At 71.0% G+C, this 14,763-nt stretch carries 13 protein-coding genes; 7 read left to right on the plus strand and 6 right to left on the minus strand.

Annotated features, from left to right (window positions below; translation table 11 throughout):
- Both FJ309_15670 and FJ309_15675 read left to right on the plus strand, forming a co-directional pair.
- The coding region (locus FJ309_15670; GenBank protein ID MBM3956020.1) for a sodium-translocating pyrophosphatase at positions 1-1,079 on the plus strand (1,079 nt) is incomplete at its 5' end.
- A 23-nt stretch (positions 1,080-1,102) separates the two neighbouring features.
- A complete protein-coding gene (locus FJ309_15675; protein MBM3956021.1) occupies positions 1,103-1,861 on the plus strand; it encodes an NAD(P)-dependent oxidoreductase in 759 nt (252 codons plus the stop codon).
- 22 nt (positions 1,862-1,883) lie between these two features.
- Here FJ309_15675 and FJ309_15680 read toward each other — a convergent pair whose 3' ends face one another.
- From FJ309_15680 to mgtE, 3 genes are read right to left on the minus strand one after another with little or no spacing between them, the layout of a single operon-like run.
- Complete coding sequence (locus FJ309_15680; GenBank protein ID MBM3956022.1) at positions 1,884-2,708, minus strand: 2-dehydro-3-deoxyglucarate aldolase; 825 nt, start codon at positions 2,706-2,708, stop codon at positions 1,884-1,886.
- Between the two features lie 11 nt (positions 2,709-2,719).
- On the minus strand, positions 2,720-3,727 hold the full coding sequence (locus FJ309_15685; protein ID MBM3956023.1) for a hydroxyacid dehydrogenase: 1,008 nt from the start codon (positions 3,725-3,727) through the stop codon (positions 2,720-2,722).
- Positions 3,728-3,766: 39 nt separating this feature from the next.
- Entirely contained in the window at positions 3,767-5,107 is a 1,341-nt protein-coding gene (gene mgtE, locus FJ309_15690) for a magnesium transporter (protein MBM3956024.1), read from the minus strand.
- A 240-nt stretch (positions 5,108-5,347) separates the two neighbouring features.
- On the opposite strand from mgtE, the gene FJ309_15695 reads away from it, so the two are divergent.
- Together FJ309_15695 and thiC are read left to right on the plus strand one after the other, a co-directional pair.
- Positions 5,348-6,682 carry a cytochrome c gene (locus FJ309_15695; protein MBM3956025.1) on the plus strand — a complete coding sequence of 445 codons (1,335 nt, stop codon included), beginning with the start codon at positions 5,348-5,350 and terminating at the stop codon, positions 6,680-6,682.
- Positions 6,683-6,742: 60 nt separating this feature from the next.
- Positions 6,743-8,089: a phosphomethylpyrimidine synthase ThiC gene (gene thiC / locus FJ309_15700; protein MBM3956026.1), complete on the plus strand. Its 1,347-nt coding sequence runs from the start codon at positions 6,743-6,745 to the stop codon at positions 8,087-8,089.
- Positions 8,090-8,113: 24 nt separating this feature from the next.
- On the opposite strand, the gene FJ309_15705 is transcribed toward thiC, so the two are convergent.
- Both FJ309_15705 and ispF read right to left on the minus strand, forming a co-directional pair.
- Positions 8,114-9,679, minus strand: a complete 1,566-nt coding sequence (locus tag FJ309_15705; GenBank protein ID MBM3956027.1) for a cysteine--tRNA ligase — start codon at positions 9,677-9,679, stop codon at positions 8,114-8,116.
- 14 nt (positions 9,680-9,693) lie between these two features.
- Positions 9,694-10,200: a 2-C-methyl-D-erythritol 2,4-cyclodiphosphate synthase gene (gene ispF / locus FJ309_15710; GenBank protein ID MBM3956028.1), complete on the minus strand. Its 507-nt coding sequence runs from the start codon at positions 10,198-10,200 to the stop codon at positions 9,694-9,696.
- Between the two features lie 50 nt (positions 10,201-10,250).
- On the opposite strand from ispF, the gene FJ309_15715 reads away from it, so the two are divergent.
- The 3 genes from FJ309_15715 to FJ309_15725 are packed head-to-tail and all read left to right on the plus strand — an operon-like array spanning position 10,251 to position 12,956.
- On the plus strand, positions 10,251-11,279 hold the full coding sequence (locus FJ309_15715; protein MBM3956029.1) for an ATP-binding cassette domain-containing protein: 1,029 nt from the start codon (positions 10,251-10,253) through the stop codon (positions 11,277-11,279).
- Positions 11,276-12,136, plus strand: coding sequence for an ABC transporter permease (locus FJ309_15720; GenBank protein ID MBM3956030.1), 861 nt, complete (start codon positions 11,276-11,278; stop codon positions 12,134-12,136). The genes FJ309_15715 and FJ309_15720 overlap by 4 nt, the downstream gene beginning before the upstream one ends.
- Before the next feature lies 1 nt (position 12,137).
- On the plus strand, positions 12,138-12,956 hold the full coding sequence (locus FJ309_15725) for an ABC transporter permease (GenBank protein MBM3956031.1): 819 nt from the start codon (positions 12,138-12,140) through the stop codon (positions 12,954-12,956).
- 7 nt (positions 12,957-12,963) lie between these two features.
- On the opposite strand, the gene FJ309_15730 is transcribed toward FJ309_15725, so the two are convergent.
- Positions 12,964-14,763: DUF4091 domain-containing protein (locus FJ309_15730; protein MBM3956032.1), on the minus strand; the 1,800-nt coding region annotated here is incomplete at its 5' end.

Here is a 14,763-nt window from a genome sequence, read left to right on the forward strand (position 1 = left end):
GCCTCGATCAGGTGATGGGGGAATATGCCTCGATCTTCGCCTTCGGCCTCGTCGCCTTCGGGTTCCTGTGCATGGGCCCGGTGAACATCGCCGTCGACAGCTACGGCCCCGTGACCGACAACGCCCAATCGGTGTTCGAGCTCGCCCAGACGGAGAAGCTCCCCGGGATCGAGAAGGAAATCGAGCGCGACTTCGGCTTCCGCCCCGACTTCGAGCAGGGCAAGCACTATCTCGAGGCCAACGACTCGGCCGGCAACACGTTCAAGGCCACTGCCAAGCCGGTGCTCATCGGCACGGCCGTGGTCGGGGCGACGACGATGATCTTCTCGATCATCCTCGCCCTCAAGAAGGACGGCCTTCTCGCCCTCAGCCTCACCGACGCCCCGGTGCTCCTCGGCTTCATCTGCGGCGGTGCGGTGATCTACTGGTTCTGCGGCGCCTCGATGCAGGCGGTGACGACCGGCGCCTACCGGGCGGTCGAGTACATCAAGAAGAACATGAACCTCGACAAGGCCGAGGCCGACATCGAGGACTCGAAGACGGTGGTGCGGATCTGCACCGAGTACGCCCAGAGCGGGATGTGGAACATCTTCATCGCCCTGATGGCGATCACCCTGGCCTTCGCCCTCTTCGACCCCAACTTCTTCGTCGCCTACCTGGTATCGATCGCGATCTTCGGCCTGTTCCAGGCGATCTCGATGGCGAACACCGGCGGCGCCTGGGACAATGCCAAGAAACTCGTCGAGGTCGATCTCAAGGAGAAGAACACCCCGCTCCACGCGGCCACGGTGGTGGGCGACACGGTCGGGGATCCGTTCAAGGACACGACGAGCGTGGCCCTCAACCCGATCATCAAGTTCTCGACGCTGTTCGGCCTGCTGGCGGTGGAAATCGCCGTCAAGATGCGCCACCCGGTCGATACCGCGGGCGTGCCCCTGACGGGCGACGCCAAGCCCGCCGACTACACCATCATCGCCGGCGCGGTGATGTTTCTCGTGGCGCTGTACTTCGTGTGGCGGTCGTTCTACGCGATGCGGATCCCGGAGCGGACGACGGGGAGCACGGCGCGGGGCCACTGAGCCACCCGATCGGGAGTGGAGCGGTGGAGGCTGCGGCGTTCCGGACGGTCGTCGTCACCGGCTCGGCCGGCCGTCTCGGCCGGGCCGCCTGCCGGGAGCTCGTCGGCCGTGGCTGGCACGTGCGCGCCCTCGACCGCCGGCCGTCGCCTGCGGGGGAGTCGATCATCGCCGACCTCGGTGACCTGCCGCGCCTCGTCGCGGCGTTTCGCGGTGTCGCGGCACTCGTCCATCTGGCGGCCACCCCCGACGACGACGACTTCGCCGCCCGGCTCCTTCCCGACAACCTCCTCGGGCTCCACAACGCGCTCGAAGGAGCGCGGGCGGCCGACGTGCCGCGCGTGATTCTCGCCAGCTCCGGGCAAGTGAACTTCATCCAGCAGCAGGACGGACCGTGGCCGATCCGCGTCGGCGATCCGCTCTCGCCACGCGGCTGGTATGCAGTCACGAAGGTGGCGCTCGAGGCGGCAGGCGCGATCCATGCCCGAGTCACCGGCCGGCCGGTGATTTCGGCCCGGCTCGGCTGGTGCCCGCGGACGCGCGACCACGCCGCGGAACTGGCGGAGAGCTTCCACGGCCCGCACTGCTACCTCTCGCCGCGCGATGCCGGCACGTTCGTCGCCGCCGCCGTCGAGCGGCCTCTGCCGGTCGGGCACCACGTCGTCTTCGTCTCGAGCCTCCCGGAGGAGATCGCGATCTTCGATCCCGAGCCGGTGCGCGTCCTCCTCGGCTGGGAGCCGGCCGACCGCTGGCCCGCAGGGGCTTGCGACGACCTGCCCGGATGAGGCGGAACCGGTCCGCCGGGGCTCAGTAGCGCACCACCTGCGCTCCAGTGCCGAGGCCGAGGGCGGCGAGCTCCGCCTGGGCCTTGGCGAGGAGCAGCGCCACGTCGCTGGCGATCGCCACGAACCGGAACCCCTGGTCGATGCGGCGCCGCGCCGCCGTGGCGTCGGCGGTGTGGATGCCGGCCGCCACGCCGTGCTTCCTCCCCATCGCGAGGAGATGGTCGAGAGCCGCGACGAACGCCGGATCGTCGCTGTCCATCGCCGGCCTGCGCCCCATCGACTTGAGGAGGTCGTTGGGGCCGACGAAGAACGCGTCGATCCCCGGCACGGACAGGATCTCGTCGGCCCGCTCGACGGCGTCGACATGCTCGGCCTGGACGACGACGAGGATCTGGTCGTTGGCCCGGTCGTAATAGGTGCCCGGATCGGTGCGGAAGTTGACGGCGTGGAGGAAGCCGCCCACCGAACGGCGACCGAGCGGGCCATAGCGGGCCGCCGCCACCACCGCCTCGGCCTCGGCGCGCGAATTGACCATCGGCACCACGATCCCGTAGGCACCGTTGTCGAGGACGCGCTTGATGTTCTCGACGGTGTTGAGGGGGACCCGCACCAGCGGGACGGTGCCCGTTCCCCCGTCGCGCTCGGCGAGCGCCCCCTGGGCGGCGACGGCGCCGAACGAGTGGACCGCGGTCTCGATGCCGATCGGCGCGTGTTCCAGCTCGACGGTGAGCCAGTCGAAGCCGACGCAGGCCAGCAGCCGGGCCGCGGTCGGGTCGGGCAGGCACAGCCAGGTGCCGACGCTCGGCTCGCCGCGGCGGAGCTTCTCGCGGACGGGATTGGTGCGCATCGGTTCCTCGGTCAGCCGACCCGGTCGACGTGCGCCCGGAGGGCAGGGGAGCGGAGCACGTCGGGATTGGCCAGAAAGCGCGGTCGCCGGCCGGCCATGAGGTCGACGATCGCTTCGGCCGCCGCCAGGCTCACCCGCTCGCAGGTCTCGACGGAGTTGAAGGCCTGGTGGGGTGTGATCAGCAGCCGCGGGGAGCCACGTAGCGGGCTCGACTGGGGCAGCGGCTCGGCGGCGAAGGCGTCGAGCGCCGCGCCGGCGATCGCGCCCGAGCCCAGCGCCGCCACCAGCGCCGCATCGTCGACCAGCGCCCCGCGCGCGGTGTTGACGAGGTAGGCCGAGCGCTTCATGGCCGCCAGTTCGGCCCGGCCGATCATCCCCCGGTTGGCGGCTGAGAGGGCACAGTGGAGCGAGACGAAGTCGCTGTCGCGGAGGAGCCGCTCGAGCGGCACCAGTTCCACGCCGGGGACGCCGTCGGCGGGGGCGAACGGGTCGTGGCCGAGGACCCGCATCCCGAAGCCAGCGGCGCGCCTGGCGACGGCCCGGCCGATCCGGCCGCAGCCCACGATCCCCAGCGTCTTGCCGTGGACGTCGTGCCCCCAGGCCACGCTCCACTGCCCGGCGCGGAGGAGATCCTCGCCGGCGGTGACGCGCCGGGCGACGGCGAACAGCAGCGCCCAGGCGTAATCGGCGACGGCCTCGTCGAGCAGTCCGGGGGTGTTGCAGACGACGACGCCGGCGCGTGTGGCGGCGGCCAGGTCGACGCAGTCGAGCCCGACGCCCCAGCGCGACACGCACGCCAGCGCCGCGGTGCGCGGGTCGGCGAACAAGGCCGCGGAATAGTCGTCGGAACTGGCGAGGACCGCCTCGTGCCCTTCGACGGCGGTGGCCAGGGCGTCGGCAGCGAGCGGGCCGAACGGCTCGGCGACGGTCACCGTGCAGCCGGCCTCGGCCAACACGGCCCGGGCTTCCGCGCCGGCTTCGTGGCCCGCCCGCGCGGTGAGGAGGACGTTCCAGGCCATGGCACGCGTCTGCCCACGAAGGGGGCCGTGGCCCGCCAGTCACCCCAGCATCGCCATGGCGACGAGAGTGTAGATCACGATCCCGACGACGTCGACGATCGCCGATACGAAGGGATTGCTCATCAACGCCGGGTCGAGACCTGCCGAACGGAACACGAGCGGCAGGGCCGAGCCGACGAGCGACCCGAACATCACCACCGCCATCACGGTCAGGGGGATCACCAGCGCCGCCGTCGCCGTCGGCGCGTAGACCAGGGCGAGGAGGTAGCCGGGCACCGCCAGCAGCGCACCGAGGAGGAGGCCGAGGACCACTTCGCGGCGGAGGATCCGCGGCCAGTCCTCCAGCCGACAATCCCCCGTCGACAGCGCCGTGATCACGAGCGTCGCCGACTGGTTGCCGGAGTTGCCGCCGCTGGCGATCACCAGCGGGATGAAGGGGATCAGCCAGGCATGGGGGATCGGCGACTTGGCGAGGACCATCGCCGTGAGCGCGGCGGTGGCGAACAGCACCGTCAGCCACACCCCGCGCTTCCAGGTCATCGTGCTCACCGCGGCGTCGAGGTAACTCTCGCCGAGGGGGGAGACGGCGGCGATCCGCTGGGCGTCGTCGGTCGCCTCCTGGCGCACCGCGTCGAGGACGTCGTCGTGGGTGACGATGCCGACGAGCCGGTCGTCGTCGTCGACGACGGGGATCGCGAGGAAGTCGTAGCGCGCGAGCTTCTGCACCACCTCGTCGCGCGGCGCGGTGATTCCGACCCGGATCGGATCGCGCTGCATGAGGTCGGTGACGAGGGCGGTCGGGCGGGCGAGGATCAGGCTGCGGAGCGAGACGATCCCCACCAGCCGGCGCTGGGCATCGAGGACGTAGATGTAGTAGATCGACTCGGTCGCCGGGGCCTGCGACCGGAGCCGGGCCACCGCCTCGCCGGCCGTGACGTCGGCCGGCAGCGAGGCGTATTCGGTGGTCATCAACGCCCCGGCCGACCCCTCCGGGCAGGAGAGGAGGAGGCGGATGTCGTGGCGCTCCGCCTTGGCCACCAGCGGGAGGATCGCCTCGACTTTGTCATCGTCGAGGGCCCGGAGCAGGTCGGCCCGGTTGTCGGCCGCCATCGCCTCGATGAGCGGCCCGAGGCGGTCGTTGTCGGCGGTCTCGACGAGCCGGACCTGACGGGCGATCGGGTAATAGGGGAAGATCTCCGCCTGCCGTTCATGGGGCACGGCGGCGAGAAGGCGCCAGATCTCGTCGTCGTCGAGGCCCTCGGAAAACTCGGCGACGCTGGCGGGGTGCAGTTCCGAGGCGACGTCATGCAGGCCGGCGGTGTCCCCCTCCGCCAGCATCAGGCGGATTTCGGGGATCAGCAGCGGATTGGCGGTGACCATGCGACGGCGCCGATCGCGACGGAGGGCAGGTGGCGATCCGCTCGTGCCCGGCCGGACGGCACCCCGGCCGGCGGTCCGAGCCGCCGCGCCGCCTATACTTCGAGACGATCGCCAGACCCTGCCGAGTATGCCATGAACGAGCCGGGAGACCCACGTCTGCCCTCGACCACCGACGGCGTTGCCGTCGGGCAGAGGCGTCGTGCGCGCGGGGCGGTGGTCGCTTTTGCGCTGGCCACGGCCATGGCAGCCACGGCCGTGGCCGGCGACGCGGGCCACGGTGATCCGCAGCGCGGCTTCGAGCTGCTCCGCACCAAGGCCTACCTCCCCGCCGATTTCGACCAGGAGGTGTTCGACCAGCTGTGGACGACCTGGGAAGAACCGCTCCGGTCCCGGGCCGAGGCCGCGCCGCTCGCCGAGCGACGGCGGATGGCAATGGAGCGCTACGGCCTCGTCGCCGACCCGGCTGACGCGAGCCGGTCGCTCCAGTACGTCGTCGACGACCGGGGGCTGTGGACAATGAGCTGCCTCGCCTGCCACCAGGGGCAGGTCGATGGCCGGGCGATCGCCGGTGTTCCCAACTCCGACTACGCCCTCGAGACGCTCACCGAGGAGGTCAGGCAGGTCAAGATCGCGACGCGGAAGCCGCTGGCCCACATGGACCTCGGATCGCTCCTCATCCCGCTGGGGACCACGGCGGGCACGACCAACGCGGTCGTCTTTGGCGTCGCCCTGATGCGCCACCGCGACGCCGACCTCAACCTCGTCCCGGCCCCGCCGCAGCTCTCCTATCCGCACCACGACATGGACGCCCCGGCATGGTGGCACTACAGCCGCCGCCGTCAGCTGTATGCCGACGCCTTCGCCCCCAAGGGGCACCGCGTCCTGATGCAGTTCCTCCTCGTCAAGGAAAACGGCCCGGGGCAGTTCGCCGCCTGGGAAGAGGACTACCGGCATGTCGAGGCCTGGCTCGAGTCGCTCGAGCCTCCATCGTGGCCGTGGTCGGTCGACACGGCGCTCGCGGCCCGGGGGCGGGGGCTGTACGCCGCCCACTGCGCCGAGTGCCACGGCGCGCCGTCGCGCGACCGCTCCGTCGCCGACGGCTACCCGGAGCGCGTCGTGCCGCTCGACGAGATCGGCACCGACCCGGTGCGCTTCGCGGCGCTGTCGGCGGAGCAGCGGCGGAGCCTCGCCGGGAGTTGGTTCGGGCGCGGCGTGCCCGCACCGCGCCCGGGGAGCGACGTGCCGGCCGGCTACGTGGCGCCGCCGCTCGACGGCATCTGGGCCAGCGCCCCCTACCTCCACAACGGCTCGGTGCCGACGCTCTGGCATCTGCTCCGGCCTGCGGCCCGCCCCGTCGTCTGGCGCCGCGACGGGCAGGCGCGCTACGATCGGGACCGCGTCGGCCTGGTCGTCGAGGAACTGCCCGCCCTGGCGGCCGGGGCGCTGCCGGCGGTCGAACGCCGCCGCCACTTCGACACCACGCGGCCCGGCAAGTCGGCGGCGGGGCATGACTTCCCCGACGTCCTCGACGAGGAGGGAAAGACCGCGGTGCTCGAGTATCTCAAGACGTTGTGAGCCGCGCCGCCGCCGTCCGTCTGCTAGGCTCCCAGACCCTTCCCCGTGATGGAGAGTGCGATGACCCAGCTGGACAGCGGCCGTGCCGGCGAGATCACCCCCGAGATGCGGTTCGTCGCCGGCCGTGAGGATCTCCCCGAGGAGACGATCCGTGCCGAGGTCGCCCGCGGGCGGATGGTGATCCCGGCCAACCGCGTCCACCTCGGCAAGAAACTCGAGCCGATGGGGATCGGGATCGCGGCGCGGACGAAGATCAACGCCAACATCGGCAACTCGGCCGTCACCAGCGACGAGGCCACCGAGCTCGAGAAGCTCCACCTCGCCGTCCATTACGGCTCCGACACGGTCATGGACCTGTCGACGGGCAAGGACATCGACCGCATCCGCCAGGCGATCATCGACGCCTCGCCGGTGCCGATCGGCACCGTGCCGATCTACCAGATGCTCGAGGAGCTCGGCGGCGAGATCGAGGACATGAAGCCGCAGCACTTCCTCGACATGTGCGAGAAACAGGCGCGGCAGGGGGTGGACTACATGACGGTCCACGCCGGGCTGCTCCAGGAACACCTCCACCTGACGATGAACCGGATCACGGGGATCGTCAGCCGCGGCGGCTCGCTCATCGCCCGGTGGATGATGAGCCACCGCCTCCAGAACCCGCTGTACACGCACTTCGAGGACCTGTGCGACATCTTCCGGGCCTATGACGTCACCTGGAGCCTCGGCGACGGGCTGCGCCCCGGCAGCATCGCCGACGCCAGCGACGAGGCGCAGTTCGCCGAGCTGCACGTCCTCGGCGAATTGACGCGGCGGGCCTGGGCGAAGGGCTGCCAGGTGATGGTCGAGGGGCCGGGGCACGTCCCGATGGACCAGATCGACATGAACGTCAAGCGGCAGATGGAGGAATGCGACGAGGCGCCGTTCTACGTGCTCGGGCCGCTCGTCACCGACATCGCCCCCGGTTACGACCACATCACCAGCGCCATCGGGGCGGCGCTGGCGGGCTGGAGCGGCGCGGCGATGCTCTGCTACGTGACGCCGAAGGAGCACCTCGGCCTCCCCGATCCGGAGGACGTCAAGCAGGGGGTGATCGCCTACAAGATCGCCGCCCACGCCGCCGACCTCGCCCGGCACCGCAAGAACGCCCGCCAGCGCGACGATGCCCTCTCACGGGCCCGCTTCGCCTTCGACTGGAACGAGCAGTTCCGTCTCGCCCTCGATCCGGAGACGGCGCGGAGATACCACGACCAGACGCTGCCGCAGGAGACCTTCAAGAGCGCCCACTTCTGCAGCATGTGCGGGCCGAAGTACTGCTCGATGAAGATCAGCCAGGAGATCCGCGACATGGCCGCGGCCGAGGCCTCCGGCAGCGGGCACGCGCCCGTCGTCGTCGAATTCTCGAAGTGAAGGAGGCGGTCGGCAGCCAGCCGCTCACTCCTTCCGCGACCACCCGGTGCCGTCGGCGCGGTCCTCGAGGACGATCCCCGCCGCGGTGAGCTTGTTGCGGACCAGATCGGCCGTCCCGAAGTCCTTCGCCTTGCGGGCGTTGGCCCGGATCTCGAGCACCAACTCCATCAGCTTGCCCACGAGATCCTCGTCGCCGCCCGCTGCCTTCGCCTTCGGTTCGACGAGGAACAGGCCGAGGACCGCGGTCAGTTCGCGGAGCGTCTCCATCAGGGACAGGAGCGCGGCGGTGTCGGCCGGGGTGGCCTGCTTCTCCATCCCCTGCTGGTCGATGAACTTGTTGACGACGCGGACGAAATCGAACAGCGTCGCCATCGCGCCGGCGGTGTTGAAGTCGTCGTCCATCGCCTCGAGGAACTTCCGGCGCAATGCCGTCGCTTCCGCACCGCCCACCGCCGCATCCCCGGTGCGGCGGTCGCGCGCGGCGAGCGCCCAGAACTTCCTCCCCGCAAGGCGCTCGAACCGCTGGAACAGCCGCTCGAACGCCTCCAGCGCCCGGGCGCTCTCGCCGAGCGCCTCCTCGCCGAAGGCGATCGGCGACCGGTAGTGGGTCGAGAGGAGGAGGAAGCGGATCGCCTCGGGGCGGTGGCGGGCGAGGAGATTCTTGAATGGCTCGGCGCCGGTGCTCTTGGAGATCTTCGTGGCCGCCTGGGCGGCGGCGTCGTCGGCCGAGCCCGGCTCGCCGCGCGGACGGCCACCGACCTTGCCCGCCGCCCCCGACGCCTGCATCAGGCCGTTGTGCATCCAATAGGTCGCCATCGGCCGGTCGTGGAGCGACTCGCTCTGGGCGATCTCGTTCTCGTGGTGGGGGAAGACGAGGTCGAGGCCGCCGCCGTGGATGTCGAACTGCTCGCCGAGGATCGCCTTGCTCATCGCCGAGCACTCGATGTGCCAGCCCGGCCGCCCCGGTCCCCACGGGCTGTCCCACGACGGCTCCCCCGGCTTGGCCTTCTTCCACAGGGCGAAGTCGGCGGCGGAGCGCTTCCGCTCGGCGGTCGAGCCCCCTTCCCCCTGCATCTGCTCGACCGAACGGTTGGTGAGCTTGCCGTAGTCGGCGTCCTTGGTGACGTCGAAGTAGACGTCGCCGTCGGCGGCGTAGGCGCACCCCTTGGCGACGAGCCCCTCGATGAAGGCGATGATCGTGCCGATGTGCTCGGTGGCCTTGGGCATCACGTCGATCCCCGTGACGCCGAGGGCGGCGAGGTTGGCGAGGTAGTCGGCCGTCATCTCCTCGGCGAGCTCCGCCATCGTCGTGCCGCGGGCCCCGCTCTCGGCGATGATCTTGTCGTCGACGTCGGTGACGTTGACGACCCACGTCACCTGCCAGCCCGAATAGACGAGGTGCCGCTTGACGGTGTCGAAGATCACCGGCCCGACCATGTGGCCGATGTGGCTCGGTTTGTAGACCGTCGGCCCGCAGAGGTACATGCCGACGTGCCCCGGCCGGACCGTCACCAGGGGGCGCTTGGCGCGCGAGAGCGTGCTGTAGACCTCGATCGGCGGCAGCGCCGCCCCCGTCGCCGTCGTCGTCATCGCGCCTCCGCTGGTCACTTCGTCGCGTCAGCCGGCCCACCGCCCGGAATCCGTTCCACGAGCACCACGCACTCGGCTCCGATCGCCTCTTCCCGGCCGATCGGCCCGACACCCTCGCCGGTCTTCCCCTTGAGCCACACCGCCGCCTCGTCGATCCCGAGGATCGTCGCGATCCGGCGGCGGATCGCGGGACGGTGCGGGAGGATTTTGGGGCGTTGGGCGAGAATCACGCAATCCAGGTTCACGATCCTCCAGCCGGCCGCCGTCACCCGTTCGAGGGCGCGGCGGAGCATGTCGGCGGAATCACGGCCGCGGTTGGCGGGGTCGGTGTCGGGAAACAGCTCGCCGATGTCGCCGACCGCGGCCGCCCCGAGGACGGCGTCGGTGATCGCGTGGAGGAGGACGTCGGCGTCGCTGTGGCCCAGCGCCATCCGGTCGTGCGGGATCGACACCCCACCGACCACCAACGCCTCGCCGGGACCGAGGCTGTGGGTGTCGTGGCCGAGGCCGACGCGGAACATGGCTCGGGGCTCCGGGGTGGGGAGACGCCGTTTTCCCCTATACTCCGGCGATGGACAACTCCCCGTCGGCCGCCGGTGACGCGACGGTGATCCGTGTCGACGGTCTCGCCAAGCAATACCGCGTCTTCGACAAGCGGGAGGGGCTGGCGGCGAGCATCCGCGGGCTGTTCCACCGCGAATCGCGGGTCGTCGATGCCCTCCGCGGAGTCGATCTCACCGTCCAGCGCGGGGAATTCGTCGCCCTGCTGGGGCCCAACGGCGCCGGCAAGACGACGTTCCTCAAGCTCCTCTCCGGGATCATCACCCCCTCCGCCGGAACCGCCACCGTCCTCGGACACGTCCCCTGGGAGCGGGCCGACGCCTTCCGGCGCCGGTTCGCCCTGGTCATGGGGCAGCGGAACCAGCTGTGGTGGGACCTGCCGGCCGCGGAGAGCTTCCGCCTCCACCGCGAGATCTACCGCATCGAGCCGGCGCGGTTCACGCGGACGCGCGACGAGCTCGTCGAGCTCCTCGACGTCGGCGGCCTCGTCAACCGGCCGGTCCGCGAACTGTCGCTCGGCGAGCGGATGAAGCTGGAATTGGTCGCCGCCCTGCTCCACGAGCCCGAGGTGCTGTTCCTCGACGAGCCGACGATCGGCCTCGACGTCGTCGCCCAGCACACGATCCACCGCTTCCTCCGCCACGTCCGCACCGAGCGGCACGTCACGGTGGTGCTCACGACGCACTACATGAAGGACGTCGCGGCGCTGTGCGAGCGGCTCGTCGTCATCACCCGCGGCAGCATCCTCTACGACGGGTCGCTGGAGGGGATCGTCGACCGCTTCACCAGCCACAAGATCGTGACCCTCGACCTCGACGAGACGCCCGACCGAGGTCGGATCGAGCGGTTCGGCTTCCCCTGCGAGATCCGCGGCCCGCGCGTCACGCTGCGGATCGACCGCGACCGGATCGCCGACGTGCTCCCCGGGCTCCTCCGCGACGAGCCGGTCCGCGACATCTCGGTCGAGGACGTGCCGCTCGAGGAGATCGTCGCCGGGCTGTTCCGCGGCGCCAGCGCCGCCCCGGAGCCCGGCGCATGAGCGAGACGGCCGCCCGTCCCTTCGCCGGCCTGCGCGCCTGGTGGACGATGCTCTCGATCTGCATCGAGGAGCGGCTCGCCTACCGGGGCGACTTCATCCTCGGCACGGCGATGCGCTTCCTCCCGATCGTCACCCAGGTGTTCCTCTGGACCGCCGTGTTCGGGGCGACGGCGCGGGGCGACATCGCCGGCTACTCGCGCGACGACATCGTCGCCTATTACCTGCTGACGATGGTGGCGCGGGCCTTCTCGAGCATGCCGGGGCTGGCCGGCGGCATCGCACGCAGCGTGCGCGACGGCTCGATCAAGAAGTACCTCGTCCAGCCGGTCGACTACGTCGGCTACCTCCTCGCCGCCCGGATCGCCCACAAACTCGTCTACTACCTCGTCGCCGCGCTGCCGTTCGCCGCGATCTTCATCGTCTGCCGGGGGTTCTTTCCGCCGCTCCCCGACGCCACGACGGTGGCGGCGTTCGTCCTCTCCCTCGTGTTGTCGTTCCTCCTCGGGTTCTTCATGGAGGCCACGCTGGGGATGCTCGGGTTCTGGTTCCTCGAGGTGTCGAGCGTGATCTTCGCCTACATGCTCGTCCAGTACCTGCTGTCGGGGCACATGTTCCCGATCGACATGCTCACCGGGATCCCCACCGGCATTCCCGGCGCGAGCCTCGCCGACCTCGTCCGCTGGCTCCCCTTCGAATACACCGCCTACTTTCCCGCGGCGGTCTGGCTCGGGAAGGTCCGTGGCTGGGCGCTGGTGCGGGCGCTGGCGATCGAGGCCGGCTGGGTGGTGGCGATGGCCCTCTGCTGCCGGCTCGCCTGGCGGCGCGGCACGCGGCGCTACAGCGCCTTCGGGGGCTGACATGCGGCGCTACCTCGGCATCTTCCTCACCTTCGCCCGCGCCTGCCTGGTCCGCGACATGACGTTCCGGGCCAACTTCCTCCTCGAGTGCGTCACCAGCCTCGGGTGGATGTCGATGAACCTCGCCTTCTACCTGCTCGTGTTCACGTTCACCCCCGAGATCGGCCGGGGCACCGGCTGGACACGCGAGCCGTTTTTCGCCTTCGTCGCCACCGGCCTGATCGTCAATTCGATCGTCCAGGCGTTCTTCATGCCCAGCGCCGAGGAGCTCACCGAGATGGTCCGCAGCGGCGGGCTCGATTCGGTGCTCGTCCAGCCGCTCGACGCGCAATTCCTCCTCTCGCTGCACCGCGTCGAGTATTCGTCGCTGGCCAACGGGCTGGTGGGCGTCGGGCTGCTGGGCTGGGCGGTGTCGCGGTTCACCGCACCGCCGCCGGCGATCGCCTGGTTCCTCTATCCGCTCCTCGTCGTCTGCGGCGTCGCGATCCTCTACGCGCTGATCATCATGCTCGCCGCCGCGACGATCCTCCTCGGCCGCAACCAGAGCCTCTACGACTTCTGGTTCTACCTCACCAACTTCTCCCGCTATCCCGCCGAGATCTACGCGGGACCGTGGGGCGGGCCGATCCGGATGATCTGCACGTTCGTGATCCCGATCCTCCTGGTGGTCAACGTGCCGGCGCGTGTGATCGCCCAGCCGTTTTCCGCGGGGTCGTGGACGCTCGTCGGCGGCGCGGTTCTGGCCGCCGCCGTGATGCTCGTCGTGTCACGGCTCGTGTTCCAGGCGGCGTTGTCGAAGTACCGCAGCGCGTCGAGTTGAGCCCGGATCACCCGGCGGGCCGATTCGATTCCGGGCGGGGCAGCGGCTCGATCACCGGCGCCGGGCCCGGCCGCGGTGCACGCGGATCGTGCCAGCGGTCGCGCGGCGCGGGTGCCCTCGCGTCGAGGGCCGTGCCGAGACGGCGGCGCAGGGCGACCAGCTCGCGATGGACGTCGTCGGGGTAAACGCTCCGGCCCGCGTCGGCCTCGGAGCGCTTCACGGTCCGGGCGTGGAAGGCGGGGTTGTCCGCGAGGGCCGCGGCCAAGGCCCGGCGGTCGATCCCCTCGACCGCGGCGAAGATCGTCAGGTACTCCGCGAGTTGCTGGCCGCTCCGCAGGCACTTGAGGCGGAGGCTCGGCACCGGGCCTGCCGCGGTCGGGTAGAGCAGCGCCGTCGGGTCGGGTGCGGCCCAGCTCTCCGGCCGGCCGATCGAGTTCCAGGGCACGACGCCGTCGGCACCGAGCGACCAGGCCTCGACGCACCACGCGGCGACCGTCGCGTTGGGCGTCCCCGGCGGATTGGCCTCGCCGTACATGCTCACGAACACACGCTGGCGTCCGAGCCGCTCGGCGACCGTCGCGGCGTGCTCGCGCAGGGCCCCGCTGATCACCTCCTCGGTGGTCACCCCGTCGAGCAGATCGCGCTGCCACTGCGGCCGCGAGATGTCGGCGCGAAACGCCATCGGCACCCCTGGATGGCCGGCCACGCCGCGCCAGAACTCGAGCCCGAAACGCCGCAGCGCCCAAAAGTCCTGGGTGTTGGAGGGCTCGTCGAAGACCCACGCCGCCGACGAGCGGTCCCAGCGGTCCTTTTTGTTGGTCAGTTTGTTGTTGAGATAAAACTCGAACAGCGTCTCGCGCCACCCGCGTCGGTCGACGTGCGCGGCGATCTCGGCGGCCGCGGCGCGGAAGCCCTCCCAGTAGGCGTCGTCGTAGGCCGACTCGATCCAGTACCCGCCGCGGAAGTGGCGCTCGTGGTCGAGCGGCCAGTTCTCGTTGAGCGGCAGGTAGAAGACCTCGACCGGTACGGTGCCGCGCGGCAGTCCGGTGAACGCCGTGCCGTCGAGGAGCGGGCCGAACCGGGCGTCCCAGGCGCTCCAGTCCCACGTCCCGTCGGACGCGATCGCCGGCGGCCCGTCGACGCGCCCGCGCCAGTTGTAGCGGAGCACGTCGAGCGTGCAGCGGTGGGCGTGGCCGAGGCGGTACCAGGCGAATTCGTCGCCGGGCGGCAGCCCGTAGGCGTTGAGCTGCGGGATGAACGACAGCCGGTCGGGAAGCGAGAAGTTCCACACCGTCAACCGCCCGGACAGCGTCTGCCCGTCAACCCGGAGGGAGAGCGGATGCCCGCCCGCCGGGGCGTCGTGGGGAACGTGGAGCTCGACGAACGTGTGCGCCGCCCCCGCGGCCGCGTCGCCGGGCGCGCCCACCGGCACGAGCGGATCGACCGTGCCGGCCACCGTGACGCCGGCCGACAGCGCGACGCGCGCCGGTCCCGCCGTCACCGCGACACGCTCCGGCGGCGCGGGCACCAGGAAGCCGATCGTCTCGCCGCGCGCGGCGGCGAGGTCGAACGCTTCAAGCGTTACGCCGTATTCGTCGCGGATCACGAGCGCCGGCCTCGGCCCGGCCGGGGCGGGTGCCGGGGCGGGGAGCGGCGCGGCGGCCACGGGCCCCGGCGGCGCGACAGGCGCGGGGAGCGCGCCCGGGGGGCCGGCAGCGACCACGACGGTGAAAAACGGCTGCCGGTCGCGCGGGCCGTCGCGGCTGGTGAAGAACCGGTTCGGGAACGGTCGCGCGACGAAGCGCTC

This window comes from Planctomycetota bacterium (genome assembly GCA_016872555.1).
Classification (GTDB): domain Bacteria; phylum Planctomycetota; class Planctomycetia; order Pirellulales; family UBA1268; genus F1-20-MAGs016.

Coding starts and splice junctions, on each gene's coding strand:
- FJ309_15680 (MBM3956022.1), bottom strand. CDS start 2,708: ATGCGCACCAATCCCGTCCGCGAGAAGCTCCGCCGCGGCGAGCCGAGC.
- FJ309_15685 (MBM3956023.1), bottom strand. CDS start 3,727: ATGGCCTGGAACGTCCTCCTCACCGCGCGGGCGGGCCACGAAGCCGGC.
- mgtE (MBM3956024.1), bottom strand. CDS start 5,107: ATGGTCACCGCCAATCCGCTGCTGATCCCCGAAATCCGCCTGATGCTG.
- FJ309_15695 (MBM3956025.1), top strand. CDS start 5,348: ATGGCAGCCACGGCCGTGGCCGGCGACGCGGGCCACGGTGATCCGCAG.
- thiC (MBM3956026.1), top strand. CDS start 6,743: ATGACCCAGCTGGACAGCGGCCGTGCCGGCGAGATCACCCCCGAGATG.
- FJ309_15705 (MBM3956027.1), bottom strand. CDS start 9,679: ATGACGACGACGGCGACGGGGGCGGCGCTGCCGCCGATCGAGGTCTAC.
- ispF (MBM3956028.1), bottom strand. CDS start 10,200: ATGTTCCGCGTCGGCCTCGGCCACGACACCCACAGCCTCGGTCCCGGC.
- FJ309_15715 (MBM3956029.1), top strand. CDS start 10,251: ATGGACAACTCCCCGTCGGCCGCCGGTGACGCGACGGTGATCCGTGTC.
- FJ309_15720 (MBM3956030.1), top strand. CDS start 11,276: ATGAGCGAGACGGCCGCCCGTCCCTTCGCCGGCCTGCGCGCCTGGTGG.
- FJ309_15725 (MBM3956031.1), top strand. CDS start 12,138: ATGCGGCGCTACCTCGGCATCTTCCTCACCTTCGCCCGCGCCTGCCTG.